This is a genomic window from Ruegeria sp. HKCCA5839 (assembly GCF_013035585.1).
Taxonomy (GTDB): domain Bacteria; phylum Pseudomonadota; class Alphaproteobacteria; order Rhodobacterales; family Rhodobacteraceae; genus Ruegeria.
In genome coordinates this window covers 155,324-180,187 of record NZ_WQIE01000006.1, presented here as the reverse complement: position 1 = coordinate 180,187, position 24,864 = coordinate 155,324, and the positions used below count along the sequence as shown (strand labels likewise).

General features: G+C 60.3%; 24 protein-coding genes. 14 read left to right on the top strand and 10 right to left on the bottom strand.

From position 1 onward, the window contains the following. Positions 1 to 42 precede the first annotated feature (42 nt). The gene (locus tag GOV38_RS16500; protein WP_171209186.1) at positions 43 to 1,491 is read left to right on the top strand and encodes a pyridoxal-dependent decarboxylase; all 1,449 of its coding nucleotides are present in this window, start codon (positions 43 to 45) and stop codon (positions 1,489 to 1,491) included. Positions 1,492 to 1,497: 6 nt separating this feature from the next. On the opposite strand, the gene truB is transcribed toward GOV38_RS16500, so the two are convergent. From truB to rbfA, 3 genes are read right to left on the bottom strand one after another with little or no spacing between them, the layout of a single operon-like run. Further along, on the bottom strand, positions 1,498 to 2,406 hold the full coding sequence (gene truB, locus GOV38_RS16495; RefSeq protein ID WP_171209185.1) for a tRNA pseudouridine(55) synthase TruB: 909 nt from the start codon (positions 2,404 to 2,406) through the stop codon (positions 1,498 to 1,500). Between the two features lie 54 nt (positions 2,407 to 2,460). Further along, complete coding sequence (locus tag GOV38_RS16490) at positions 2,461 to 3,201, bottom strand: phosphodiester glycosidase family protein (protein WP_171209184.1); 741 nt, start codon at positions 3,199 to 3,201, stop codon at positions 2,461 to 2,463. Then, positions 3,198 to 3,593, bottom strand: a complete 396-nt coding sequence (gene rbfA / locus GOV38_RS16485; protein WP_171101588.1) for a 30S ribosome-binding factor RbfA — start codon at positions 3,591 to 3,593, stop codon at positions 3,198 to 3,200. The genes GOV38_RS16490 and rbfA overlap by 4 nt, the downstream gene beginning before the upstream one ends. A gap of 90 nt (positions 3,594 to 3,683) precedes the next feature. On the opposite strand from rbfA, the gene dapB reads away from it, so the two are divergent. Next, positions 3,684 to 4,493, top strand: a complete 810-nt coding sequence (dapB, locus tag GOV38_RS16480) for a 4-hydroxy-tetrahydrodipicolinate reductase (RefSeq protein ID WP_171131989.1) — start codon at positions 3,684 to 3,686, stop codon at positions 4,491 to 4,493. 39 nt (positions 4,494 to 4,532) lie between these two features. After that, positions 4,533 to 5,201 (top strand): DUF2306 domain-containing protein, encoded by a 669-nt coding sequence (locus GOV38_RS16475; RefSeq protein ID WP_171213022.1) that lies wholly within the window; start codon positions 4,533 to 4,535, stop codon positions 5,199 to 5,201. Here the strand turns inward: GOV38_RS16475 and GOV38_RS16470 are convergent. The 3 genes from GOV38_RS16470 to GOV38_RS16460 are packed head-to-tail and all read right to left on the bottom strand — an operon-like array spanning position 5,198 to position 7,163. Next, a complete protein-coding gene (locus GOV38_RS16470) occupies positions 5,198 to 5,791 on the bottom strand; it encodes an HD domain-containing protein (protein ID WP_171209182.1) in 594 nt (197 codons plus the stop codon). The genes GOV38_RS16475 and GOV38_RS16470 overlap by 4 nt on opposite strands. After that, positions 5,788 to 6,924 (bottom strand): gamma-butyrobetaine dioxygenase, encoded by a 1,137-nt coding sequence (locus GOV38_RS16465; RefSeq protein ID WP_171209181.1) that lies wholly within the window; start codon positions 6,922 to 6,924, stop codon positions 5,788 to 5,790. The genes GOV38_RS16470 and GOV38_RS16465 overlap by 4 nt, the downstream gene beginning before the upstream one ends. A gap of 56 nt (positions 6,925 to 6,980) precedes the next feature. After that, on the bottom strand, positions 6,981 to 7,163 hold the full coding sequence (locus tag GOV38_RS16460) for a DUF1674 domain-containing protein (protein WP_171101706.1): 183 nt from the start codon (positions 7,161 to 7,163) through the stop codon (positions 6,981 to 6,983). Positions 7,164 to 7,252: 89 nt separating this feature from the next. Between GOV38_RS16460 and GOV38_RS16455 the strand changes: the two genes are divergently transcribed. From GOV38_RS16455 to GOV38_RS16425, 7 genes are all read left to right on the top strand, one after another. Beyond that, a complete protein-coding gene (locus tag GOV38_RS16455; RefSeq protein WP_171209180.1) occupies positions 7,253 to 8,512 on the top strand; it encodes an RsmB/NOP family class I SAM-dependent RNA methyltransferase in 1,260 nt (419 codons plus the stop codon). A gap of 88 nt (positions 8,513 to 8,600) precedes the next feature. Further along, entirely contained in the window at positions 8,601 to 10,340 is a 1,740-nt protein-coding gene (locus GOV38_RS16450; protein ID WP_171101582.1) for a heparinase II/III family protein, read from the top strand. Between the two features lie 22 nt (positions 10,341 to 10,362). Next, positions 10,363 to 11,952, top strand: a complete 1,590-nt coding sequence (gene purH, locus GOV38_RS16445) for a bifunctional phosphoribosylaminoimidazolecarboxamide formyltransferase/IMP cyclohydrolase (RefSeq protein WP_171213021.1) — start codon at positions 10,363 to 10,365, stop codon at positions 11,950 to 11,952. Continuing rightward, positions 11,952 to 12,428 carry a signal peptidase II gene (gene lspA, locus GOV38_RS16440; protein ID WP_171209178.1) on the top strand — a complete coding sequence of 159 codons (477 nt, stop codon included), beginning with the start codon at positions 11,952 to 11,954 and terminating at the stop codon, positions 12,426 to 12,428. Before purH ends, lspA begins: the two co-directional genes overlap by 1 nt. Positions 12,429 to 12,478: 50 nt before the next feature. Next, positions 12,479 to 12,991: a DUF3035 domain-containing protein gene (locus GOV38_RS16435; RefSeq protein WP_171101579.1), complete on the top strand. Its 513-nt coding sequence runs from the start codon at positions 12,479 to 12,481 to the stop codon at positions 12,989 to 12,991. 86 nt (positions 12,992 to 13,077) lie between these two features. After that, positions 13,078 to 14,418 carry a pitrilysin family protein gene (locus GOV38_RS16430; RefSeq protein WP_171209177.1) on the top strand — a complete coding sequence of 447 codons (1,341 nt, stop codon included), beginning with the start codon at positions 13,078 to 13,080 and terminating at the stop codon, positions 14,416 to 14,418. Beyond that, positions 14,415 to 15,719 (top strand): pitrilysin family protein, encoded by a 1,305-nt coding sequence (locus GOV38_RS16425; protein ID WP_171209176.1) that lies wholly within the window; start codon positions 14,415 to 14,417, stop codon positions 15,717 to 15,719. Before GOV38_RS16430 ends, GOV38_RS16425 begins: the two co-directional genes overlap by 4 nt. A gap of 6 nt (positions 15,720 to 15,725) precedes the next feature. On the opposite strand, the gene GOV38_RS16420 is transcribed toward GOV38_RS16425, so the two are convergent. The 4 genes from GOV38_RS16420 to deoC form a co-directional block, all read right to left on the bottom strand. Further along, on the bottom strand, positions 15,726 to 16,463 hold the full coding sequence (locus tag GOV38_RS16420; RefSeq protein WP_171209175.1) for a cyclic nucleotide-binding domain-containing protein: 738 nt from the start codon (positions 16,461 to 16,463) through the stop codon (positions 15,726 to 15,728). Positions 16,464 to 16,547: 84 nt separating this feature from the next. Further along, entirely contained in the window at positions 16,548 to 17,363 is an 816-nt protein-coding gene (locus GOV38_RS16415; RefSeq protein ID WP_171209174.1) for an SDR family oxidoreductase, read from the bottom strand. A gap of 24 nt (positions 17,364 to 17,387) precedes the next feature. Then, entirely contained in the window at positions 17,388 to 19,721 is a 2,334-nt protein-coding gene (locus GOV38_RS16410) for an aldehyde dehydrogenase family protein (protein ID WP_171209173.1), read from the bottom strand. Positions 19,722 to 19,732: 11 nt separating this feature from the next. Further along, positions 19,733 to 20,731 carry a deoxyribose-phosphate aldolase gene (gene deoC / locus GOV38_RS16405; RefSeq protein ID WP_171209172.1) on the bottom strand — a complete coding sequence of 333 codons (999 nt, stop codon included), beginning with the start codon at positions 20,729 to 20,731 and terminating at the stop codon, positions 19,733 to 19,735. Positions 20,732 to 20,934: 203 nt separating this feature from the next. Between deoC and GOV38_RS16400 the strand changes: the two genes are divergently transcribed. Genes GOV38_RS16400 through GOV38_RS16385 form a run of 4 tightly spaced genes read left to right on the top strand, consistent with a single transcriptional unit; the run spans position 20,935 to position 24,829 of the window. After that, complete coding sequence (locus GOV38_RS16400; protein ID WP_171209171.1) at positions 20,935 to 21,888, top strand: metal ABC transporter solute-binding protein, Zn/Mn family; 954 nt, start codon at positions 20,935 to 20,937, stop codon at positions 21,886 to 21,888. Between the two features lie 3 nt (positions 21,889 to 21,891). After that, positions 21,892 to 22,695, top strand: coding sequence for a metal ABC transporter ATP-binding protein (locus GOV38_RS16395; protein ID WP_171209373.1), 804 nt, complete (start codon positions 21,892 to 21,894; stop codon positions 22,693 to 22,695). Between the two features lie 2 nt (positions 22,696 to 22,697). Beyond that, complete coding sequence (locus GOV38_RS16390; protein ID WP_171209170.1) at positions 22,698 to 23,903, top strand: metal ABC transporter permease; 1,206 nt, start codon at positions 22,698 to 22,700, stop codon at positions 23,901 to 23,903. Beyond that, positions 23,900 to 24,829 carry a metal ABC transporter permease gene (locus GOV38_RS16385; RefSeq protein WP_171209169.1) on the top strand — a complete coding sequence of 310 codons (930 nt, stop codon included), beginning with the start codon at positions 23,900 to 23,902 and terminating at the stop codon, positions 24,827 to 24,829. The genes GOV38_RS16390 and GOV38_RS16385 overlap by 4 nt, the downstream gene beginning before the upstream one ends. Positions 24,830 to 24,864 lie beyond the last annotated feature (35 nt).

Here is a 24,864-nt window from a genome sequence, read left to right as displayed (position 1 = left end):
CTATCGTGCTGGCATTTGATCTGCGTTTTCTGGGGGGAAGCAATGGCATTTGAAACACTGGACCCGTCCGATTGGGAAGAGACCCGCAAACTGGCGCATGAAATGCTGGACATGGCGCTGGACCATACGCGCGATGTGCGGGACCGCCCGATCTGGCAGGACATGCCGCCCGAGATCCGCCGAGGGTTCGAAACCCCTGCACCACAGCAGGGGATGCCGATGGGCGACCTGATGGAGGATGTGACAACGCAGGTGATGCAGTACCCGATGGGCAATATCCATCCCCGGTTCTGGGGCTGGTATATGGGGGCCAGCAATTTCACCGGTGCCATGGCCGATTTTCTGGCTGCCATTCAGGGCTCGAACCTGGGGGGCGGCAATCACGCAGCAGCGTTGATCGACCGGCAGGTAGTGGATTGGCTGCGCGAGATGATCGGGCTGCCGGAAGGGGCCAGCGGTACCTTGGTGAGTGGCGGCAGCGTCGCGAACATGATCGGCCTGACCGTGGCGCGAAACGTGAAATCGGGGATCGATATCCGCGAAGAGGGCGTCGCCGCGATAGAACGCCCGCTGCGCTATTACGGGTCAGACCAGATCCACAGCTGCCACCAGAAGTCACTGGAAACGATTGGCCTTGGCAACAAGGCGCTGCGCCGCGTTCCGACGCGCGATGATCTGACCATGGATCTGGGGGAATTGGCGCGCATGGTGGCGCGGGATCGAGCGGACGGGTTCGCCCCGGCCTGTGTGATTGCAACGGCGGGAACCGTGAACACCGGTGCTATAGATGACCTGAACGCGATTGCCGATTTCTGCGAGGCTGAAGGCCTGTGGTTTCATGTGGACGGGTGCATTGGTGCGTTGATCGCGATTGCCCATGACAACAGTTGGCGTGTCGCAGGCATCGAACGCGCGGATTCGGTGGCGCTGGACCCGCATAAATGGCTGCACGCGCCCTTTGAAGTTGGCTGCGCCTTGGTCCGAGATCACGATGCGCACCATGCGTCGTTCACCCTGACGCCCGAATACCTCAAACCGCAGACAAGGGGGGTGGCCGGAGCTGCGTTCTTGCATGATTATGGCCTGCAAACCTCGCGCGGGTTTCGCGCGCTCAAGGTCTGGATGTCGCTGCGCGAGCACGGGGTGCAGAAATTCGGCCGGCTGATCGATCAGGATATCGAAAAGGCGCAGGTTCTGACGTCTCTGATCGAGGCTGAAAGTGACCTCGCCCTGATGTTCCCCACCAACATCAATATCGTCTGTTTCCGCTATGATCCCGGCGGGCTCAGCCCCGAGGCGCTGCGCGCGGTCAACACCGAGATCATGCTATGCCTGCAAGAGCAAGGCACAGCCGTTCTGTCAGACACAACAGTGCGCGGTGAACACTGCCTGCGGGTGGCGGTCAACAATCACCGCACCCAGGCGCAGGATCTGGAGCTTTTGGTGTCCGAGGTTTTGCGGTTGGGTCATCAGTTGCGTCAGGCGGCCTGACGCGGCTCAACTGGTGACAAAAACGCGGCTTGGGTGCAGCTCGCCCGATTTGTAGATGCCGACCGCCACCGCCTTGCCCTCCAGCGAGGCCCAGGCTTCGTCGCCATAATCCACGTCACTGGCCAGCACCATGCCCGGATTGCCATTGCGCAGGCGTGTGGCGCCTTCGGGCGTGCATTTCAGCTCGGGCAGGTCTGCCAGACCAGTTTCCAGCGGGTGCAGGTACTCGTCGAGCGCCGTCGTCTTGGCCATTTCGTCGATCTGTTCGATGGATAGACCATCTTGTACCTCGAACGGGCCGGACCAGATGCGACGCAGTTCCTTGACGTGGCCGTGACAGCCCAACGCCTCGCCCAGATCCCGTGCAATCGAGCGGACATAACCGCCTTTGCCACAGGTCATCTCAAGTACCACGTGGTCGGGGTCGGGGCGGTCGATCAGAACCAGTTCCTCAACCCAAAGCGGGCGGGCGGCCAAGTCCACATCCTCGCCCTCGCGGGCCAACTTATAGGCACGTTGCCCGTCGATCTTCACGGCTGAGAATTTGGGCGGGACCTGCATGATCTCACCCAGAAACGGGCCCAGCGCTTGTTTGATCTGAGCATCCGACGGGCGCGCATCGCTTTGCGCGATCACTTCGCCTTCGGCATCATCGGTGTTTGTGGCCTGACCCAAACGCACGGTGAAGGTGTAAGCCTTCAAAGCGTCGGTGATATAGGGAACGGTCTTGGTCGCCTCACCCAGCGCCACAGCCAGAACGCCGGTTGCCTCTGGGTCCAGCGTACCCGCATGGCCCGCCTTTTTCGCGTCCATCGCCCAGCGCACCTTGTTGACCACGGCGGTTGAGGTCATGCCCGCGGGCTTGTCTACCACCAGCCAACCGGAAATGTCGCGGCCCTTGCGCTTGCGTCCCATTCTGCACCTTGATCTTTGCTAAGGCGGGCGGGTTATCGGATCGCTCTGCCGCTGTCAATTTCCCGGCGCATCTTCGACTACGCCGACAATCGGGCCCAGCGAAAACCCGGCATCCGACCGGTTGCTGGCACGGTCATACATACGAGAGATATTGCCATCAAAGAACAACGCGTTCGGGGTGTCGATCACGTCGCGAAACAGGCTGCCGAACTCGTAAAAGGTGACGGCGTCTTCGGACAGGGCAAACACCACCCGAGACCCATCCGCACTGGTACCAACCCCGTTGCGGATAAAGCGTGATGTCGAATCGGGCAGAAACCTTGGATGCAGCTCGCCGTCGATCACCAGCATGGGTCCGGATTGGCTGGCAAACCGGCATTGTGGCGCCTGATCAAGGAACGCCAACGTTTCAAAAACGTCGGCGCGCCCCTCGCGGATGCAGAACACACCGTTGGGCAGCAAGCCAAAATTACCAGGGCCGGGATTGGCGATCACGCGCATCTGTTCCTGACCGTCTTCGACATAGTGACCCACTGGCGACCGGTCATCATGATACATGCCCGCGTTCATCGCAAAGGCCAGCCGTTTGCCCTGCGGCGCCAAAACCTCGTTCACCGACGAGAAATGGCCCAAAACCGCACCGTCTTCATCATTCAGAAACAGACGCAGATCGGCTGCGCCATCCACTTCGCAAATGGTATAGCGCTTGTCCGCATGGGTCTGTCTTTCGCAGGTAACCGCACCCGCTTGCGCGGCCCAAAGGACAGCGCCAAGGATGACAAACGTGCGGATCACTCGTCCAGATCCCGGCGCACGGCGTCCTGTTCGAACATGCGGCGGGTGTCGTCCATCCGGTCGAACGTATCATCCAGCCGGAACCGCAGATCGGGCGAGAACTTCAGGCCGACCTTCTTTCCGACCGCGCGCCGCAGCTCGCCCTTGTTGCGCGCCAGCAGGTCGATCACATCCTCTTGCCCCTTGCCGCCCAAGGGCAGCACATAGGCGGTGGCGATCTTCAGATCGGGCGATGTGCGTACCTCGCCCACGGTAATCGACATGCGGTTCAGGTCGGGGTCATGGACATCTCCGCGTGCCAGAACCTCGGACAGGGTGCGGCGGATCAGTTCGCCGACACGCAGTTGTCGTTGGGACGGGCCGGGGCCATCGTGAAATTTGTTCTTAGCCATGCCCCCGATCTAAGCGCAAAGCGGGGCTTTGCCAAGCGGGCGCGAACCGGGTAGGAGGCTTTGAGCGAACTGCAGCAAGGGAACATCGCCATGACCCATATACCGGGGATCGTTATCACAGGGGCTTCGGGCCGTATGGGGCAGATGCTGATCAAAACCGTGACAGACAGCGATCAGGCGCGTCTGGTGGGTGTGGTCGAACGCGCCGGTCACGACTGGGTCGGTCAGGATGTGGGCGTCGCCATGGGTGGCCCTGCGCTGGGCGTCACCGTGACCGATGATCCGCTGGAGGCGTTTGCACAGGCGCAGGCGGTGATCGACTTTACCGCGCCCGAGGCAACCTTGGAATTTGCCGCCCTGGCCGCACAGGCGCGCTGTGTGCATGTCATCGGCACGACCGGCATGACCGAGGAGCAGATCGAAGCGCTCGAGCCTGCGTCACGCCATGCGGTGATCGTGCGGGCGGGCAATATGAGCCTCGGGGTCAACCTGCTGGTACAGCTGACCAAAAAGGTCGCCGCAGCGCTGGACGAGGATTTCGATATCGAGGTGATCGAAGGCCATCATCACCACAAGGTCGACGCGCCCTCGGGCACTGCCTTGATGCTGGGCGAGGCCGCCGCTGAAGGGCGCGGTGTCAAGTTGGTGGATGTGGCAGACCGTGCCCGCGACGGCATCACCGGCGCACGCAAACGCGGCGATATCGGCTTTCACGCCATTCGTGGCGGCGACATCGTGGGAGAGCATGATGTCCTGTTCGCCGCGCCCGGAGAACGCATCGTCCTGCGTCACCTCGCCACCGACCGCGCTATCTTTGCCCGCGGGGCGTTGAAGGCAGCGCTGTGGGGCCAGGGAAAGGCACCGGGTCAATATGACATGGTGGATGTGCTGGGCCTGTAACGCCATGGACGCTCCATACCCCAGCGCTAAACTTGGTTTATGCAGAGCCTAAAAACACGCCTGACTACTGGCACCTTACTGGTCATCTTCTACCTGACCTTGCTGCCCTTTGTTTTGCACGGGTTTGGCATGGTGTGGACCGGTATGTCGCAGGGCGAAAGCTATCTGTTCGTGCCTGACGCCAGTGTCGGCAACGCGGCCATGATCGTACATATCATTGCGGGGACGTTGCTGGTGGCTCTGGTGCCATTGCAGCTGCTGAAACCCATCCGGCTGCGGTTTACGCGGTTTCATCGCGCATTAGGAGCAAGCCTTGTTGCCTTGGCGCTGGTCACGGCTCTGGCCGGAATGACCTATATCCCGCTGCGTGGAACGATTGGCGGCCCGGTGATGTCGGTTGCCTTCTTTCTTTATGGCCTCTGCCTGTTCACTTCGGCCCTGATGGTGGCGCGCATGGCCCTGAGCGGTGATCGCGCGGGTCATTGGGCCTGGGGGCTGCGCCTGTTCTGGCTGGCATTGGGGTCCTGGCTTTACCGCGTGCATTATACGCTGTGGTATCTGTTGACCGGGGGGCTCGGCTCGCAGCCCGACTTTCTGGGTCCCTTCGATCTGGTGCAGAATTTCGCGTTTTTCGTCCCGTATCTGCTGGCGGTTCAGATCTGGATTGCCCGGCGCGGTGCGGCACATCAGGGTCACTTGGTCGCCTAGTTCGGGTCACCCATGTGCCGATCCACCATACGCTGCACCATTGGGGCAAAATGCGCGAAATCCGGCGTGTCCATGTCGGGGCTCTTGCCTGCTTCGTCCAGATACCGCACCTGAATAATCGCTTCGAGGTTGGGGTTGGCCTGAAACGTGGCGACCTCTTCGGCACTCATCGGACCGCCTTGCAATTCCAGAGTGTGGACCGAGGCGGCAGACAAACGATCAAAATACGCGGGCTTTGTGGCACAGAGATACCGTTTGGCGGCCACGTGATAACGGCAGCAATCGGTAATGACCGAAGGAAAGAACTGTTCGAGAACCGCAGCGCCGGCATCTTCGTGGTGACGGTCTTCGGTGTCATCTGGGTGATAGCTGCCGAACTCCGAGGTGAAATGGCCTATGTCGTGCAGCAACGCACCCACGATGATCTCTTCCGGCATGTTGTTTTGCTCGGCAATTGTCGCGCCTTGTAGCATGTGCTGCGCCATGGTGACTGGCTCGCCCAGGTATTCCTCACTGCCGCGTCGTTCAAAGATGTCGGCCAGAAATGCCACGATATTGGCCTGATTCAGGGTCGAAAAATCAGGCTTCATTCCGCCGCCTCCGGGTGTTGGGCCTGCATTGCCGCCAGCGTTGACAGCAGCCCGTCCTTGTCGGCGTAACAGCCTTGCAGCCAGCGCGACCCGGCACCGGAATAGCCCAGCCTTGCGTGCAACACGCGGGTGTTGTCGACAATAAAGCTCTCGCCCGGTTCCAGTTTGAACGCCACGCCCATAGCGGGGTCATCGATGATTTCCGCGAATTGCCTGTAGGCGGTATAGAACGCCTCCATCTGATCAAAGGGCACATCCACAAAAGGGGCCGAGGAGCGGTTGTTGAACCGGATGCCGATCAACTCGCCATCTGGTGCAAGCTCGATCATCGGGCGTCGTGCGCGCAGGCAAACCCCATCGGACCCGCTGTATTCAAACCGCGCCGGATATCCGGCCAGCAGGGCAAAGCCATTGGGGTTTTGATCCCTCAGTCTCTGGGCGGCGCGAAACCCGTCCACAACAATTGAATCGCCCCCTTCGGCAGAGTTTTCCAGACAATAGAGGATCTGCAACGTCGGCACAGGATCGCGGTAGGGATTGTCGGTATGGGCCTGCAGTCCCAAACCGGTATAGGCTAGGTTGGTGGGGTTCACCTCGGTCCGAACCTCAAAGAACGGGCCATAATTGGTCTCGCGCACATAGCCGAACAGGTCGGCCACTTTCAGCAGCGCGCCGGGGTCGGTCGGACCTCCTGTCAGCTTGGCAAAGCCGAACTCGGCAACTGCCGCGAGCCAATTGCGCTTGGCCACTGGGTTTGCATGTACTTCAGCCCAATCCGCGCTGGGCGCGGTCAGCCCTTGCTCCCATGTGGTGATACCTTCCGCGACGCGCCCGGTTTCAAGGGCGGTGTCCCGGTCATAGCTGTGATCGACCAGCCATTGGCCGGGGAAGGTGACTGTTTTGCCCTCGGGCTGGAAGGTCACACGCAGGGCTCCATCCACAACCTCAGCGGCGCTGACTTCGGTATCTGCCGGGATGTCCCCGATCGTGATCAGACGCTGCCCATTGCCCGGCGCGCGCGTCTCCGGGTCAAGCGCGTTGTCGCGCAGCCAGACGGCGTGAAAGCGCGATTGGGACATATCCGCGAATGTGAGTGTGACGACAGACGGGGTGAAACTGGCACTGTGCAGCATGGTGACCTCTGATCCGATGCCACCCCAGGATAACAGATCGTGCCTGATTTGCCCGATCAAAAGTCGACGGCGATGCCCTTCTTTTCCCAATCGCCATAGCGCGCAGGGTCGGGTCCGTCGCGACCGCCCAATTCCTTTGGCTGCTCCTTGGCCTCTGCCTCGGCCTTGCGGCGGCGCTCTTCAGCTTCGGCCAAGGCGCGCTGGGCGGCAGGCGGCAGGTCTTTGCGCGTGTTGGTCATGACATTGGGTTCCTTTCCGGGCATGGGCTTGATATACGCCCGCGACCGCCTTTGGCAATGCGGGCACAAGTCACATGAAAGGCGAATCCATGTCCGACAGCGCAACAGCGGCGCGACGCAGCGCGATCTATTTGCTGGATCAGATTCTGGGCGAAGGCAGGTTGCTGTCGGAATGTCTGGCGGCGGGTGCGCTGGATCGGCTGGACCCCGAAGACCGGGCGCGTGCGCAGCGTCTGACGCTGGAAACCCTGCGCGGGTTGGAACGGGCGGACCGCCTGCTTGAAAATCACCTGAAGCGTACCCCGGCGCTGACCGTGCACAACGCGCTGCGTCTGGGTACGGTCGAGCTGTGCCACGGTGCGGCGGCGCATGGCGTAGTGAACTCGATGGTCGAGATCATCAGCCGCTCACGCAAACACGGGCGGCTAAAAGGGTTGGTCAACGCGGTTCTGCGCAAGGTTGCGGCTGAGGGTCCCGAGGCCTGGCCCAGAATGCGTGTCCCGCGTTTGCCCGATTGGCTGCGCGACCCGCTGGTGATGGCTTGGGGCGCGGATGCCGTAACTGCTATGGAACAGTCGCATTTCAACGCCGCTCCACTGGATATCACCTACAAACCCGGAGGGCAGGCACCGGATGGTGAGGCGCTGCCCACCGGATCACTGCGGTTGCGCGATGCTCCGCAGGTCTCAACACTGCCGGGCTATGAGGCCGGGGCGTGGTGGGTGCAGGACGCGGCGGCGGCCGTACCGGTGCAGGTCCTTGCGCCGCAGCCGGGTGAGAAGATCCTCGATCTTTGCGCGGCGCCGGGTGGCAAAACCCTGCAACTGGCAGCAGCCGGGGCAGAAGTGACTGCGCTGGACATCTCGGATGCACGGCTTGAGCATGTGCGTGAAAACCTGGCGCGGACGCATCTGTCGGCCAAGGTCGTTGCTGGCGACGCGCTGGATCATCAGGGCGAATACGATGCGATTCTTTTGGATGCACCCTGTTCCGCCACTGGCACCATTCGCCGCCATCCCGACCTGCCATTCGCTAAGGACGGTTCCGAATTTGGCGGGCTCATTGATTTGCAGGCCCGGATGTTGAGCCATGCATGGCGTCTGCTGAAACCGGGCGGGCGGCTGGTCTATTGCACCTGTTCTCTGCTTCCCGACGAGGGCGAAGTGCAGATCGAAGAGGCGTTGGAACAGCTTCCCGACGCGCAGATTGATCGCAAGGCGCTGGACATTTCAGGGGTGGACCCGGCCTGGATCACCGATGAGGGCGGCCTGCGTTTGCGGCCTGATTATTGGCCCGAACGCGGTGGGATGGACGGGTTTTACATCGCCTGCCTCAACAAATCGAAGTGAACGCACGCTTTTCGATGACTTGACCTTTTGACCCGTCTATCGTTGGGTCACGCGCCAGCAGAGCGTCGGGGGCAGAGTAACAATCGACATGTCACAGTCAGACACCTTGGCAAACCGATGGACACGGTTTCAGAACCGGCTCTACGCACGGCTGGCTCAGCGGCAGAGACCGGCGTCGGGGTTTGTGGTGCAGCCCGAACCGCGCACCGTTGGATCCTATGCGCGCGGGCGGCAGTTGGTGGCTGGAAACCTGCTGTTCTCGGGGTATCTGGTCGAGGCCGAAGACACCGGGCTATGGGATGTGGCCGCCCCAAATGCCGAGTTCGAGGATGAGCGCCAAGGATTTACCTGGCTGGATGATCTGGCCGCAGTTGGCGACATGCGCGCGCGTGAAAAGGCGCAGCGCTGGGTCTGGGGTTGGATTGACGCCCATGGCAAGGGCATGGGCCCGGGCTGGGCGCCTGACCTGACCGGCCGCCGGGTGACCCGCTGGATCAACCACGCGATTTTCCTGTTGCGTGGTGCCGACGAGCAGCAAAGCAAACAGTTCTTTCGGTCGCTGGCGCAACAATCCTGGTTTCTGTCAAAACGGTGGAAGGCCGCCAATCCAGGTTTGCCCCGGTTCGAGGCCCTGGCCGGGTTGGTCCATTCCGGGCTGGCGCTTGAGGGGCTCGAGGCGTTTGCAGACCCGGCCTTGCGGGTTTTGGCAAAGGAATGCGAACGCCAGATCGACAAGCAGGGCGGGATCCCGACCCGCAACCCTGAAGAGCTGTTGGAGGTTTTCACCCTCCTGTCCTGGACCTCGGCGGCGCTGAGCGAGGTCGGACGCGGCACACCGGCAGCCCAGACCGATGCGATCCGACGCATCGCGCCAACTTTGCGCAACCTGCGTCACGCGGATGGAGCGTTGGGTCGGTTTCACGGCGGTGGGCGCGGTGTCGAAGGGCGGCTGGATCAGGCGCTGGCGCAAAGCGGGGTAAAGCACAAGCATTCCGATGCCCTGGCGATGGGATTTGCGCGCCTTTCGGCGGCGCGTACGACGGTTATTATCGACGCAAGCCCACCGCCAACGGGTACGGCGTCGTATAACGGCCACGCATCGACCCTTGCGTTCGAGCTGACCTCGGGACGCAGGCCGTTAATCGTGAACTGCGGATCAGGCACAAGCTTTGGACGGGAATGGCGCCGGGCCGGACGCGCGACACCGTCGCACTCGACGCTTTGCGTTGACGGGTATTCCAGCGCGCGGCTTGCCGACCCCATCAAGGGTTCGGACTATGAAGCGTTGGTAGATGGTCCGCGAAACGTACCGGTCGAGCTTGAGGGAGCTTACGAAGGCGCAAGGCTGACAGCCGGGCATGATGGGTACAATGCAGTGTTTGGCCTGACCCATGCGCGCACCTTTGAACTGCGCTTTGACGGTCGAGAGCTGGCGGTCGAGGATATTTTGCTGACAGCCAATGACAAAGCCAAGCGTCAATTCGAGCGGGCGCTGGACAGTTCTGGCCGTCAGGGCGTGGCCTTTGACATCCGCCTGCACCTGCATCCCGACGTGGATGCAGCGCTTGATCTGGGTGGTGCGGCTGTCTCGATGGCGCTCAAAAGCGGTGAGATCTGGGTTTTCCGTCATGATGGTGGTGGAAAGTTATCTTTGGAACCAAGTGTTTACCTGGAAAAAGGCCGCTTAAAGCCCCGCGCGACAAAACAGATCGTTCTCTCTGCGCGCGCAATGGAGTATGCGACGCGCATCCGATGGACATTGCGTAAGGCCCAAGACACAGCTTATGCCGTGCGCGACCTGCATCGGGACGAGCCCGATTTCGACTGACGCCAAAAGGACCTTTGGACCCATGACTGACCTTCACCCCGTGCGCCGCGCGTTGCTTTCCGTATCCGACAAGACCGGGCTGATCGAGCTGGGCAAAGCGCTGGCCGAGCGCGGGGTCGAGCTGTTGTCGACCGGTGGCACGGCCAAAGCGCTGCGCGAAGCGGGTCTTGAGGTGAAGGATGTCAGCGACGTCACCGGTTTCCCCGAAATGATGGATGGTCGGGTCAAGACGTTACACCCGATGGTCCATGGCGGGCTGTTGGCTTTGCGCGACAATGACACCCATGTCGCCGCGATGGAGGAACACGGCATCGGAGCAATCGATCTGCTGGTGGTGAATCTCTATCCGTTTGAGGCGACCGTCGCCAAAGGTGCGGAATATGACGAATGCATCGAGAACATCGACATCGGTGGTCCGGCCATGATCCGCGCCGCCTCAAAAAACCATGCATTTGTGAACGTGGTTGTGGATGTCGAAGATTATTCTTCGCTGCTGGATCAGCTTGAAGAAAACTATGGCAAGACGTCCTATGGATTCCGTCAGTGGCTGGCCCAAAAGGCCTATGCCCGCACCGCCGCCTATGACAGCGCCGTGTCGAACTGGATGGCAGATGCGCTGCAGCTTGAGGCCCCAAAACGCCGCGCCTTAGCGGGTGAGTTGAAACAGACCCTGCGCTATGGCGAAAACAGTCATCAGACGGCGGCGTTTTATACCGATGGCACCAATCGCCCTGGTGTTGCGACCGCTGTTCAGCACCAAGGCAAGGAACTGAGTTACAACAACATCAATGACACCGACGCGGCGTTCGAGCTGGTGGCCGAATTCGACCCACGTGACAGTGCAGCCTGTGCGATCATCAAACATGCAAACCCTTGCGGTGTCGCGACCGGAGCGACCCTGACCGAAGCGTACAAAGCGGCGTTCGACTGTGACCGCACCTCGGCCTTTGGCGGGATCATCGCTCTGAACCGGCCCTTGGACGCTGAAACGGCGCAAGAGATCACGGGCATCTTCACCGAAGTGGTGATCGCCCCGGGTGCAAGTGATGAGGCCAAGGCGGTCTTTGCCGCCAAAAAAAACCTGCGTTTGCTGACAACTGAAGGTTTGCCCGATGTGCGGGCAGCGGGAAAAACCGTGCGTCAGGTTGCCGGAGGCTTGCTGGTGCAAGACAAGGACAACGGCTTTGTCGATCTGGACGACTTGAAAGTGGTGACCAAGGTTGCGCCGACACCCGAGCAAATGCGCGATCTTCTGTTCGCCTGGAAAGTCGCGAAACACGTGAAATCCAATGCGATTGTCTATGTGAAGAACGAAGCAACGGTTGGCGTTGGCGCTGGTCAGATGAGCCGGGTCGACTCGGCGCTTATTGCTGCCAAAAAGGCCGAGCGCATGGCCGATGTGCTGGGCCTGCCGCAGCCGCTGACCATCGGATCGGCCGTTGCCTCGGACGCGTTCTTCCCCTTCCCTGACGGGTTGCTCGAGGCCGCCCAGGCCGGTGCCACTTGCGTTATCCAGCCCGGTGGCTCGATGCGTGACGACGAGGTGATCGCCGCCGCAGACGAGGCTGGCTTGGCCATGGTCTTTACCGGCATGCGCCACTTCCGCCACTGATGCGACACGGGCTTCTTCTCTGGGCGGCGCTGGTCGCGTTTCTGATCGACCAGATCAGCAAATATCTGGTCGTCTACGTCCTGCGCGTCGCGGAAAAGCCCGGTGGTATCGACGTTTTCCCGCCTTTTCTGGTGTTCCGATACGGTGAGAACCGCGGTATCAACTTTGGTCTGTTTCAGGGGAACTCGGACGCCGCGCGCTGGATTCTGGTTGGCGTTTCACTGGCCATCAGCGTGGGGGTGCTGATCTGGTTGATGCGCGTGGTGCCGACCAGGCTCATGTTGCTGTGCGGTGGCTTGCTGATCGGAGGCGCGCTGGGAAATGTGGTGGACCGGGTGCTCTATGGCTATGTTCTCGATTTTTTGAACATGTCCTGTTGCGGGATCGAAAATCCTTATGTTTTCAATCTGGCGGATGTGTTCATATTTGCAGGCGCGATCGGGCTTGTGCTGTTTGACGGCAAAAAGGCCTCGTGACGCGCGAATGGATATGCGATAGAAACCCCGGGAACTGGCTGGAGACAACGATGCGGATACCGCGCGCGATAATTGCTTTGACACTTGCCGTCGCAGTTGCGGGTTGCGGTGAACAAAGCCTGCGCGCCTTGCAACCTCCGGGGCCGGGCCCAGACGAATTCTCGGTGCTCCCCGTCCAACCGTTGACACAGCCGCAGGATTACGCCTTTCTTCCTGCCCCGACACCGGGCGGTACGAATTTGACGGATCCCAACCCCAAAGCCGAGGCCGTTGCAGCATTGGGTGGAAACCCCAATGCGCTTAACCCGAACACTGCTATACCGTCTTCCGATGCGGCGCTTGTAACGGCCTCCAGCCGATATGGCGTTCCCGCCAATACCCGAGAGGTGGTTGCAGCGGAGGATGCAGAATACCTGAAACGTCGCGGGTTTTGGTCACGCTGGCGCCTGTTCCCGGTCGATCGCTATGCCGAAATCTATGACCGTCAGGCCATCGACCCGCAAGCGCAAACTAGCGCCTTGCGCGCGCAGGGGGTCGAGACACCCTCTTCTCCGCCGGAATGAAATCTCCTTAACTTTCCGTCATCGCTCTTGAACAAACCCGGCTCCACCGTAATTTGAGTACCAGCAAATAAAACGGAGGATGCCCTATGGTTCGGGCTCTGGCACTGTCTGCCGCCTTGTTGGCTGCGACCCCGGTTCTGGCCGATGAGGGGCAAGAGGCTGTCACCACGTTCACCTTGGACAATGGTATGGACGTGGTGGTGGTCGAAGATCATCGCGCCCCTGTTGTGCAGCATATGGTCTGGTATCGCGCGGGCTCGGCGGACGAGCCCATTGGGTCTTCGGGCGTTGCACATTTCCTGGAACATCTGCTGTTCAAAGGCACCGACACATTGGCTCCGGGTGAGTTTTCGGCCACGGTTGCGGCCAATGGTGGGAATGACAACGCTTTTACTTCGTATGACTACACCGCATATTTTCAGCGCGTGGCCGCCGACCGGCTTGAACTGATGATGCGGATGGAAGCTGACCGGATGCGCAATATCCGGTTGAGCGAAGAAGATATCCGAACCGAACGGGACGTCATCCTGGAAGAGCGTAACCAGCGCACCGAAAACAACCCGCGCGCCTTGTTCGGTGAACAGATGAACGCGGCTCAGTATCTCAACCATCGTTATGGTGTGCCAATCATCGGCTGGCGGCACGAGATGGAAACACTGGATATGGAGGACGCACTGTCCTTCTACGAGATCCACTACTCGCCCAATAACGCGATTTTGGTGGTGACCGGTGATGTCGATCCAGACGAGGTGCGCGAACTGGCCGATAAGTACTATGGCGTGATCCCGGCCAATCCCGACCTGCCGGAACGCATCCGGTCTCAGGAACCGCCCCAAACGGCCGAACGTCGCCTGACCTTCAAGGACCCGCGCGTCGCCCAGCCATATGTTCAGCGCAGCTATCTGGCGCCCGAGCGTGATCCGGGAGAGCAGGAAAAAGCCGCGGCTCTGTTCATGCTGGCCGAGCTGCTGGGGGGCAGCACCACGTCCTACTTGAACGAAAAGCTGCAGTTGGATCAGCAGATCGTGGTTTATGCCGGCGCTTTCTATCGCGGTGTGTCGCTGGATGACACGACCTTTGATCTGCTGGTTGTGCCCGCCGTAGGTGTCTCGCTGCAAGAGGCCGAAGATGCCATGGATCAGGCTGTGGCGGATTTCATCGCCGAGGGCGTCAACGAGGAAGATCTGAACCGGATCAAGATGCAGCTGCGCGCGTCGCAGGTCTATGCGCGCGACAATGTGGACGGGATTGGCAACCGCTATGGCCGCGCTTTGACCAGTGGCTTGACCGTCGAAGATGTGCAGGCCTGGCCAGACATCCTGCAAGCGGTGACGGGTGACGAAATCATCGCCGCCGCGCGCGAGGTGCTGCAACGCGAAAGCTCGGTAACTGGCTGGCTGATGAAAGACGATGAGGTGACCCAATGAAACGCTTGGTTGCAATACTGATCGCCTTTGTGGTTGCTCTGCCCGCTTGGGCCGATATCGAGATTGAAGAGGTGACATCACCGGGTGGGATCACCGCCTGGCTGGTCGAAGATCACTCCATCCCCTTCACCGCGCTTGAGATACGCTTTCGCGGCGGTACCTCGCTGGATGATCCCGAAAAGCGCGGTGCCGTTAATCTGATGAGCGGTCTGATCGAAGAAGGGTCGGGCGATTTGGATGCGCGCAGCTATGCGCGCGTGCTGGAGTCTCTGGCCGCCTCTTTCAGCTATCGCGCCAGTGATGACAGCCTGTCCATTTCGGCTCAGTTCTTGACCGAAAACCGCGATGAGGTTGTCGACCTGCTGCGCATGACATTGCATGAGCCGCGTTTCGATCCGGATGCCATCGAACGGGTGCGGGCGCAGGTGCTGTCCGGGCTGCGGTCGGATATGACCGATCCGAATGATATTGCGGGGCTTAGCTTTGCAAAGATGGCCTATGGCGATCACCCCTACGGGACCGAAGGCAAGGGCACGCTGGAAACGGTGTCGGCCCTGACGCGCGATGATATCGTCGAAGCCTATGAGAACGTGTTCGCCAAGGATCGGCTCTATGTCGGGGCCGTGGGCGATATTACCGCCGAAGACCTAGGTGTCTTGCTGGATACGCTTTTGGCGGACTTCCCCGAAACCGGGAAACCGCTTCCCGAGCGCGCGGAAGTCACCATTGAAGGTGGGATCAGTGTTGTCGATTTCGATACGCCGCAATCGGTTGCCCTGTTCGGGCAAAAGGGTATTGACCGGGATGATCCGGATTTCTTTTCAGCCTTTGTCCTGAACCACATCTTGGGTGGCGGTGGCTTTGAAAGCCGTTTGATGCATGAGGTTCGCGAAAAACGGGGCCTGACCTATGGGATCGGCACCTATCTGGTGCCCAAGGATCTGGCCTCGGTCTATCTGGGATCTGTGTCCTCCGCCAATGACCGCATTGCCGAAGCCATCGAAGTGATCCGCCAGGAATGGGCGCGCGCGGCCTCTGAGGGTGTGACGCAGAAAGAGCTTGATGATGCCAAGACTTATCTGACCGGTGCTTATCCGCTGCGGTTTGATGGTAACGGTCAGATTGCCGGGATCATGGTGGGGATGCAGATGGACGACCTGCCCATTGACTATATCGCGACCCGCAATGACAAGGTGAACGGCGTGACGCTTGAGGATGTGAACCGTGTCGCGTCCGAGCTTTTGGATCCCGAAGGCCTGCACTTTACCATCGTTGGCAAGCCGGTCGGCCTGGACGGCTGATCCCGTCTACGCCACCACAACGGCAGGGCGTTTCTGAGCCCTCACAGTGTGATTGTTGCTGCTCAGGAGCTTTTGCCGCGTGTTCTTGAAATGCGCGGCCTTTAACGCGTCATCCATGTGTCGGTTGCGACGCAGCAGGCGACATAAGCGTGCAGCATCAAACACAAGGCACCGCGTTGGGTGGGTGGCCAGCACACTTGCAGTGGCGGGTTGACCCAAACCAAAGGTCAGCTCTCCCAGAATCTCATCCGGGCCGCATTGGTTGATCACCCGCCTATCCCTGAGGATGGTCGTCTGCCCGGTGAGGATGAAACCCAGAAAATCCTTGGTGTTGCCTTCGCTGATCAGTGTCGTACCGGGCGCATAGTCTTTGATCTCGGCGGTGTTCAGCAGTTTTCGTGCCTGGTGCGGTTTTAGCGTGTCCAGATAATGCGAGATGAACTGTTTCTCGTCTTCCGAAAAGCGCACCAGATGCCGCGCGAGATAGCCGCGCAAGAGCCCCATGACCGAAATCGAGATATAGGCCAGTTGAATAATCGTTCCGGCCAGATTGAAGTTTTCAAACATGCTGATCAGCACGCAGCTTGCGGCGGCAATGTTCAGTGTCGGGTAAAACACACCCGACCCACGAATGAACCCAAGCTGCAGGATGAAATAGTTCAGGATATAAAGACCGGCCCCGATTACGCCGATAGTTGTGGCAAGCTGAAGCAGCCAATTCAATTCAACTGGTAAACCAAGCATGTGAGCCCCCTCACACAAATCAATGCGCGAAAAGCTGAGGGAACCGCATGTCGCTGTATGTGAACAAGTTCACACTGCAAGCTATTATGACTGCGCTTTTTCTTTCATACGCAGCATTTCGCCCATCATTTGCCCGAACCGGCCAGAACCGCGCTGATACAAAGCACCGTCCACTGCCAGAACAGTGCCGCTGATATAGCTGGCGAGATCCGAGCTGAGGAACAGGCAGGCGTTGGCAACATCCTGCGGTTGCCCCCAACGGCCCAGCGGAATGTCTTTGCGAATTTCTTCATGCGCATCTTCCGACGGGCTCAGGCGTTTTGCACCCTCGGTGCCCTCGATAAAGCCCGGGACGACCGAGTTCACACGAATACCCTCGATCCCCCATTCCATCGACAATGTGCGCGTGATCTGATCGACGCCTGCCTTGGCGGCACAGACATGCGCTTGCCCCTCATAGGGCAGGTAGGCTTGCGGGGCCGAGATGTTGATGATGCTTGCGCCGGGACGTTTGAGAAAAGGATAGGCTCCTTTCATCACATGCACCGTGCCCATCAGATCAATATCCACGACCGTTTTGAACGCATTGACCGACATCTCAGCCGTCAGCGCCGGAAAGTTGCCGGCCGCGCCCGAAACAAGCACATCGAAGTCGCCCAGCGCGTCGTGGAACTGTTCCAACCCATCCGCTACAGCCTGAGCATCGCGGACATCAAAGCTGGCACCGATGGCCTCGGCTGCGCCCGCCGCTTTCAGGGCCGCGACCGTATCGTCCACCTTGTCCTGAGATCGGCTGGCCACCGCGAGCTTGGCTCCTGCGACAGCGAATGCCTCGGCGATCCCCCGATTGATACCGCTGGTGCCGCCGATGACGATGACGGTCTGTCCTGAAAAATCCATATAGGCCTCCCTCAAAAGGGAGCCCTACTCGCCGTAGGGCACCCAGATGTTTTTCACCTCTGTGGCAGCCTGAAGGAAGCGGCGCGAATGGTCCACGCTCCAGTCAAATGCCGTCGCGTTATTGACCCAGGTTCGCTTCAGGTTCCCGGCAGAGACCGCTTCAATCTCTTCCGACAGATCTGTCGAAGAGAATGACCAAACCGAGTCAACGTTCAAATGCGAGGCCAGAGGTTTCGCGAGCTCTGCATGGCTGCCGGTCAGGATGTTGACGACACCAGCGGGCACGTCCGAGGTTTCCAGCACCTGATAGAAATCCGTCGCGGCCAGAGGATAGGGTTCGGACGTTGCCAGCACCACCCGGTTGCCCATCGCAATCGCCGGCGCCATGACCGAGACCAGACCCAGCAATGGGGCCTCATCCGCGCAGAGCGCGCCGATCACGCCAACAGGCTCTTTCATGGCAATCGCCACGCCACGGATCGGAACGCCATGCACCTGACCGTCATATTTGTCGGCCCAGGCGGCCGCGGTGAACAGGCGTTGAATTGACGCCTCAACCTCTGCCGCACCGTCCTTCTTGCCGGTCATCGCGTCGATACGGGTGGCGAATTCACCCGCGCGGACCGAGAGGTTCTCGCCAATGTAATACAGGATCTGCGCGCGCAGATGGCCAGTGGTCTTGGACCAGCCCTTCGCACCGGCAGCGGCTTCAACCGCGTTACGCACGTCCTTGCGGTTGGCCAACCCAACATGACCCAGCAGGCCTGATTTCCCCCACACCGGTTTCGAATACCCACTATCGGGCCGCGCCTGTTTGCCGCCGACATACATCTTGGCGGTGCGGTCAATCGGATCGACGGGGGTGCCTTCGCCGGTGACCGCCTCGATCTTGGCCAGCGGCTTGGCTTTGCCCTTTGGTTTGGTATAGGCCGCCAGACCTTCCCAACCGCCTTCCCGGCCAAAGCCGCTTTCGCGCACGCCGCCAAAGCCTGCGGCCGCGTCGAACAGGTTGGTGGCGTTCACCCAAACGACGCCTGCAACCAGCTTGGGTGCGATATCCAGCGCCAGGTTTACATTCTCGGTCCAGACCGTTGCCGCCAGCCCATAGCGGGTGTTGTTGGCAAGTTCGACCGCCTCGGCGGGGGTGCGGAAGGTGGACGACACCAAAACCGGGCCAAAGATCTCTTCCTGCATCAGAGGGTCTGACGTCTCCAGCCCCGAGATCAGCGTCGGCGGGTAATAGCACCCGTTTTCGGGCAGTGCGCAAGCCGCCTGATAAACATGCCCTGCGGTGTTGCTGTCGACCATGCCCTTGATGGTCTGCAACTGCACCGGGTCCACCACCGCGCCCACGTCGATGCATTTGTCCAGCGGATCACCGATGCGCAAACCGTCCATCCGGGCGCGCAGCTTGGTATGGAACCGGTCGGCAATGCCTTCCTGCACCAGCAGGCGCGAGCCCGCGCAGCAGACCTGCCCCTGATTGAACCAGATCGCATCAACCAGCCCTTCGATGGCTGAATCGATGTCGGCGTCGTCAAAGACGATATAGGCGGATTTGCCGCCCAGCTCTAAGGTCAGTTCCTTGCCTGACCCGGCAGTCGCTTCGCGGATGCGCCGCCCCACGGTGGTCGAGCCGGTAAAGGCGATCTTGTCCACATCTGCGGCGACAATCATCTCGCCCACCGCGCCATCGCCAGTGACGATGTTGACCACACCTTTTGGCAACCCGGCTTGTGCGCAGATATCAGCAAACAGCAACGCAGTCAGCGAGGTATACTCGGCCGGTTTCAGCACCACCGTGTTGCCCATCGCCAGCGCAGGTGCGATCTTCCAGGACAGCATCAGCAGCGGGAAGTTCCACGGGATGATCTGCCCGCACACGCCCAGGGCTTGCGCGTCGGGCAACTCGCTTTCCATCAACTGCGCCATGCCTGCATGGTAATAGAAATGCCGCTGTGCCAGAGGGATGTCGATATCGCGGGACTCGCGGATCGGCTTGCCGTTGTCGAGGCTTTCCAGCACTGCAAACAGGCGCGAGTGTTTCTGCAACAGCCGCGCGATAGCATAGAGATACCGCGCGCGGCCCGCGCCGCCCAGCTTCTCCCACTTGGGCTGCGCCTTGCGCGCGGCGGCCACGGCCGCATCCACATCACCCTGTTTTGCCTGTGTCAGCTTGGCCAGAACTTCTCCGGTCGCCGGGTTGCGGCTGTCAAAGCCTTTTCCAGGCTTGGTGAAGGCACCATCGATAAAATGCCCGAATTTGTCGCCTTGATCAACCAGCCACGCCAGCGCTTCAGCTGCGCTTTCGGGGGCAGGGCCGTAATCCATGGTCTCGAAGATTTCTTTGACTGTCATTGTTCTTTTCCTCAGCCCATCGAGTGCCTGTAACCGGCCGAATACGCGCCCGTCACGTAATGTTCCAACTGCCGCTCGATATCACCCAGCAGGGATGAGGCGCCAAAGCGGAACAGGTCGGGTTCGAGCCAGCGGTCGCCCAGCTCATCCTTGATCAGCGACAGGTAGACCAACGCGTCCTTGGCCTTGGAGATACCGCCTGCGGGTTTGTAACCAACGCGATAGCCGGTGCGGTCGTAATAGTCTCGGATGGCGCGGATCATCACCAGAGACACAGGCAGGGTCGCATTGACGCTTTCCTTGCCGGTCGAGGTCTTTATGAAATCGGCGCCCGCCATCATGCAAACCAGCGAGGCGCGAGCGACGTTGCGCAGGCTGCCCAGCTCTCCGGTGGCTAGAATGGCCTTTACATGGGCATCGCCACAGGCGGCGCGGAAGGCCTTCATCTCATCATACAAAGCCTGCCAGTCGCCCGACAGCACATGACGGCGCGAGATCACTATGTCGATCTCTTCGGCCCCGGCTTTCACGCTTTCTTCGATCTCGGCCACGCGCAGGTGAAAGGGCGATAGCCCGGCAGGAAAGCCCGTCGATACAGCGGCCACGGGAATGCCGGTGCCGTCCAACGCGGAAACAGCCGTTTCGATCATATCGTGATACACACAGACAGCGCCGGTTGTGATCGGCGGCATGTCCATGGCTTGCAGCAGAGACGGCGAAACCGGCTGGCGCGCCTTGGCGCATAGGCGGCGCACCCGGCCTACTGTGTCGTCACCCGACAGCGTCGTCAGGTCGATCATCGTAACGGCCTTGAGCAGCCACGCCGCCTGAAAGTCCTTCTTGACCGAGCGCCGACCGGGCAGTGTGGCTGCGCGGCGTTCAATGGCCGAGGTGTTGACCTGCACAGCGCGCACCCAGTCCAGATCCAGATCCATGCCGGGATTTCGCGGTTCGGTCACTTGCGGCAGATGCGCGGTGCGCACGGGGCTATCTGAGCTCTGCGTTTCCATAGTCACATCCTTTGGGGTGTTTGCGCCAAATTCGCACGGGACGGCATCAATTGGAAGGCGTCTCGGCGACTGGATGGGCAAATTTTTGACCATTTGGAAAAATAACTGCAATTTTTGTTGCGAATAATTCGCAATAGCGTTGACTTAGTTGCGAACCGTTCTCATATTCTACTGTAACAGGAACATTAATGTGAGGTCGGACCATGATTCGCCGCAGTTTTCTTGCTGCGCTGGCTTTTGCCGCGTCGGTGCCCTTTGCCGCTTGGGCTGAGGCTCCTCTGAAAGTTGTGGCCACGACTGGCATGATCGCAGATGCTGTGCGTCAGGTCGGAGGTGATCAGGTCGAGGTCAAAGGCCTGATGGGCCCCGGCGTTGACCCTCATGCCTATCGTCAGACCCGCAGCGACATCGTCGCGATGACGCGCGCGGATCTTGTTCTGTGGCATGGGCTGTATCTGGAAGCGCAGATGGAGCAGTTTTTTCACGACCTGTCCCGTAAACAGACAGTAATCGCTGTGGCGGAAAGCATTGATCCTTCCAAGCTTCGCGCCCATGACGACTATGCTGACAAATACGATCCGCATGTCTGGATGAGCCCGACCTTGTGGGCTGAGGTCGTAGTAACGGTGCAGGCCGCCCTGACCGAAGCACGGCCCGAGGCCGCCGGCGTGTTTGCAGAAAATGCCAAGGCCCATCTGGCCGAGTTGGATGCGCTGACCGCTTATGCTGAACAAGCCCTGACCGCAGTGCCTGAACAAAGCCGCGTGCTGCTGACAGCCCATGACGCATTCGGCTATTTCGGTGCGGCCTACGGCTATGAGGTTATGGGTGTTCAGGGCATCTCAACCCAGTCCGAAGCCGGGCTGAATCGCATTGGCGAGTTGGTCGACACCTTGGTTGATCGCCAACTGACGGCGGTATTCGTGGAAAGCTCGGTCTCGGACCGGTCCATGCGGGCGCTGATCGAAGGTGCAGCAGCCAAGGGTCATGAGGTGACAATCGGTGGCGAGCTCTATTCTGATGCCATGGGCGAGCCCGGCACCTATGAGGGCACTTATGTCGGGATGCTGGATCACAACATCACCGTGATTGCGGGCGCTTTGGGTGCCGATGTGCCCGAACGTGGGCTGAACGGCAATCTGACGGCCGGGTTTTGAATGATGCTGGAGCTGGCCGCAGATCAAGGCGCGACGCTTGAAGACCCCGATCTGAGTGCCAGCCCCTTGGCCGTGCGCGGATTGACCGTGTCTTATGGCCAGAAACCCGCTGTGTTCTCGGTGGATATGACGGTGCAGCCCGGCGCCATGACTGCCATAATAGGGCCGAACGGGGCCGGAAAATCGACTCTGTTAAAAGCGGCCTTGGGCATCGTGAGACCGTTGTCCGGGCAGGTCAGTGTCTTTGGTTACCCGCTGGAAGATCAACGCGCGCGCATCGCTTACGTTCCGCAGCGCGCCAGCGTCGATTGGGATTTCCCGACCCGGGTGATCGACGTTGTCCTGATGGGTCTGTCGCGACAGTTGGGTCTGTTGGGCCGGGTGCGCGCGCGGCACAGGGCACGGGCGATGGACTGTCTGCACCGTGTGGGAATGCGCGACTTCGCGGATCGCCAGATCGGCCAGCTGTCAGGCGGCCAGCAACAGCGGGTCTTTCTGGCCCGTGCTTTGGCCCAGGATGCCGATCTGTATCTGCTGGATGAGCCCTTTGCCGGGGTGGATGCAGCAACCGAGAAGGCGATCATTTCGGTTCTGAAATCTCTGAAGCAGTCTCATAAAACCGTCGTGGTCGTGCATCACGATCTGGCGACGGTCACCGATTATTTCGACCATGTATTCCTGATCAACATGCATAAAGTGGCCGAGGGTCCGGTGGCCGAGGCCTTCACCGCAGAAAACTTGCAAACCGCCTATGGCGGGCGGCTGGCCACGGCTCAGATCGATCAGATTTCGCGCGCGTCAGGGTAGCGATGCTCTGGGACGCCCTGACCCTTCAACTCGGCTATAACGCCACGCTGGTCGCAATCGGTGCAAGCTTGCTGGGCGTGTCCGCCGGGGTGACCGGCACGTTTCTGTTTCTGCGTAAACGAGCGCTGGTGAGCGATGCGATCAGCCACGCAACCCTGCCCGGTGTCTGCCTTGCCTTTATGGTTATGGTTTTATTGGGTGGCGACGGGCGCAACCTTTTGGCTTTGCTGGCTGGTTCTGCCTTATCGGCCTGGGTTGGATTGCTGTGCCTGAACTGGCTGACGCGTCACACCCGGCTTGCCGAAGACGCAGCGATTGGCGCGGTACTTTCGGTGTTCTTCGGCTTTGGCATTGTGCTGCTGACAATTATCCAAACCATGGGTATGGGCCGTCAGGCCGGATTAGAGGGGTTCTTGCTGGGCTCGACCGCCGGAATGCTTTGGGCCGATGCGGTCATCATCGCGTTGGGCGGAGCAGCGACCTTGGCGCTTGTAATGTTGATCCGACGCCCCATGACAATAGTCGCATTCGACCCGGACTATGCCGCCGCGCAAGGTATGGCGGTTCATCGCATTGATCTGGCGATGATGGGGCTGGTGATGGCGGTGACCGTTGTGGGCCTCAAGATCGTGGGGCTGATCCTGATTGTTGCCATGCTGATCATCCCGCCTGTTACCGCGCGGTTCTGGTCGGAACGAGCCGAGCATGTGGTGCTTTTGTCAGGGCTCGCCGGAGGGATGTCTGGCTATGTCGGCGCGGCCCTGTCCGCAATGGCCCCGAACCTGCCAACGGGCCCGATCATCGTTCTGGTAGCGTTCGGGCTGTTCCTGCTGTCGATCCTGTTTGCACCGGTACGTGGCGTGCTTGCCGCCCTATTGCGCCATTTCCGGTTTCAACGCCGCGTTCACATTCGTCAGGGTTTGTTGGCCATGGCACAGGGGCAAAAAATCTATGAGCCGCTGACCCGTCGCTTGTTGCAGCGCGCTGGATTGATCCGTGCTGACGGGGTGGCCACCGAGGCTGGCAAAGCGCGGGCGGCCAAAGCCCTGCGCGACGAAAAACGTTGGGAAATTGTCCGCGCTGATCAGGCGCATGAGGCCGTGGCGGCGCTCTACAACGGGTTGCGCGATATCGAAACCGTCCTGACCGCGGACCAGATTGCTGAAATTGACCGCCGTATCGGAGCACCGAAAGAGGTTCCGGCATGAGCGGCGCAGAGTTTGTTCCCCTCTCCTTGACGCCCATGCTGATCGGCACCTTTGCGGCAATAGCCTGCGCCTTGCCCGGGAACTTCCTGGTCTTGCGCAAGCAAGCCCTGATCGGAGACGCGATCAGCCATGTGGTCCTGCCGGGCATTGTCGTGGCTTTCCTGCTGACCGGAACGATCTCGACCTGGCCGATGATGTTGGGGGCCGCAGGCGCCGCGATTTTGGCAGTCGTGATGATCGAAGCTGTCCGCCGGTTGGGCCAGATCGAGGCAGGCGCTGCCATGGGCGTGGTGTTTACCACCATGTTCGCGGGGGGTGTGCTGCTGCTGGAGCAAACCGACACATCCACGGTGCATCTGGATGTTGAACATGCGCTTTACGGCAATCTAGAAAGCCTGATCTGGCTGGACGCGAGCGGCTGGGCCTCGCTGCTGGATCCTGTCGCGCTTGCCGGGTTGCCGCCCGAGCTGCCGCGCATTGCCGTGACGCTGATTGCGGTTTGCCTGTTCATCTGGGTGCTTTGGAGGCCGCTCAAGATATCGACCTTCGACGAAGGCTTTGCGCGGACCATGGGCATCCGTACGGGTGCGCTGAGCTTGGCGCTGGTGATCACAGCCGCCGTTGCCGCAGTGGCCGCGTTCGATGCGGTTGGCTCGATTATCGTGATTGCCATGTTCATCTGCCCACCTGCAGCGGCCCGAATGATGACAAACCGCCTCGAAGTTCAAATCGGGTGGAGCGTTTTGTTTGCGACGCTCTCGGCCATCTTGGGTTATGTTCTGGCAGGCTATGGCCCGCTATGGCTTGGTGCCGGGGACGCGGTCAGCGCTGCGGGTATGATCGCGACCGTATCGGGTGTGATTCTGGCCGTCTGCGCCGCCTTGGGCCCTTGTCGCCACCGGGTTGGGGCGCAATCTAGCGCTTGAATTGGCAGCTTGCTGCCACCTGCGCTTGGGTACGA

Bases quoted from the DNA above. Each gene is read 5' to 3' on its own strand.
- GOV38_RS16500 (WP_171209186.1), top strand. From the start codon at position 43: ATGGCATTTGAAACACTGGACCCGTCCGATTGGGAAGAGACCCGCAAA.
- truB (WP_171209185.1), bottom strand. From the start codon at position 2,406: ATGGGACGCAAGCGCAAGGGCCGCGACATTTCCGGTTGGCTGGTGGTA.
- rbfA (WP_171101588.1), bottom strand. From the start codon at position 3,593: ATGGCTAAGAACAAATTTCACGATGGCCCCGGCCCGTCCCAACGACAA.
- dapB (WP_171131989.1), top strand. From the start codon at position 3,684: ATGACCCATATACCGGGGATCGTTATCACAGGGGCTTCGGGCCGTATG.
- GOV38_RS16475 (WP_171213022.1), top strand. From the start codon at position 4,533: ATGCAGAGCCTAAAAACACGCCTGACTACTGGCACCTTACTGGTCATC.
- GOV38_RS16470 (WP_171209182.1), bottom strand. From the start codon at position 5,791: ATGAAGCCTGATTTTTCGACCCTGAATCAGGCCAATATCGTGGCATTT.
- GOV38_RS16465 (WP_171209181.1), bottom strand. From the start codon at position 6,924: ATGCTGCACAGTGCCAGTTTCACCCCGTCTGTCGTCACACTCACATTC.
- GOV38_RS16460 (WP_171101706.1), bottom strand. From the start codon at position 7,163: ATGACCAACACGCGCAAAGACCTGCCGCCTGCCGCCCAGCGCGCCTTG.
- GOV38_RS16455 (WP_171209180.1), top strand. From the start codon at position 7,253: ATGTCCGACAGCGCAACAGCGGCGCGACGCAGCGCGATCTATTTGCTG.
- GOV38_RS16450 (WP_171101582.1), top strand. From the start codon at position 8,601: ATGTCACAGTCAGACACCTTGGCAAACCGATGGACACGGTTTCAGAAC.
- purH (WP_171213021.1), top strand. From the start codon at position 10,363: ATGACTGACCTTCACCCCGTGCGCCGCGCGTTGCTTTCCGTATCCGAC.
- lspA (WP_171209178.1), top strand. From the start codon at position 11,952: ATGCGACACGGGCTTCTTCTCTGGGCGGCGCTGGTCGCGTTTCTGATC.
- GOV38_RS16435 (WP_171101579.1), top strand. From the start codon at position 12,479: ATGCGGATACCGCGCGCGATAATTGCTTTGACACTTGCCGTCGCAGTT.
- GOV38_RS16430 (WP_171209177.1), top strand. From the start codon at position 13,078: ATGGTTCGGGCTCTGGCACTGTCTGCCGCCTTGTTGGCTGCGACCCCG.
- GOV38_RS16425 (WP_171209176.1), top strand. From the start codon at position 14,415: ATGAAACGCTTGGTTGCAATACTGATCGCCTTTGTGGTTGCTCTGCCC.
- GOV38_RS16420 (WP_171209175.1), bottom strand. From the start codon at position 16,463: ATGCTTGGTTTACCAGTTGAATTGAATTGGCTGCTTCAGCTTGCCACA.
- GOV38_RS16415 (WP_171209174.1), bottom strand. From the start codon at position 17,363: ATGGATTTTTCAGGACAGACCGTCATCGTCATCGGCGGCACCAGCGGT.
- GOV38_RS16410 (WP_171209173.1), bottom strand. From the start codon at position 19,721: ATGACAGTCAAAGAAATCTTCGAGACCATGGATTACGGCCCTGCCCCC.
- deoC (WP_171209172.1), bottom strand. From the start codon at position 20,731: ATGGAAACGCAGAGCTCAGATAGCCCCGTGCGCACCGCGCATCTGCCG.
- GOV38_RS16400 (WP_171209171.1), top strand. From the start codon at position 20,935: ATGATTCGCCGCAGTTTTCTTGCTGCGCTGGCTTTTGCCGCGTCGGTG.
- GOV38_RS16395 (WP_171209373.1), top strand. From the start codon at position 21,892: ATGCTGGAGCTGGCCGCAGATCAAGGCGCGACGCTTGAAGACCCCGAT.
- GOV38_RS16390 (WP_171209170.1), top strand. From the start codon at position 22,698: ATGCTCTGGGACGCCCTGACCCTTCAACTCGGCTATAACGCCACGCTG.
- GOV38_RS16385 (WP_171209169.1), top strand. From the start codon at position 23,900: ATGAGCGGCGCAGAGTTTGTTCCCCTCTCCTTGACGCCCATGCTGATC.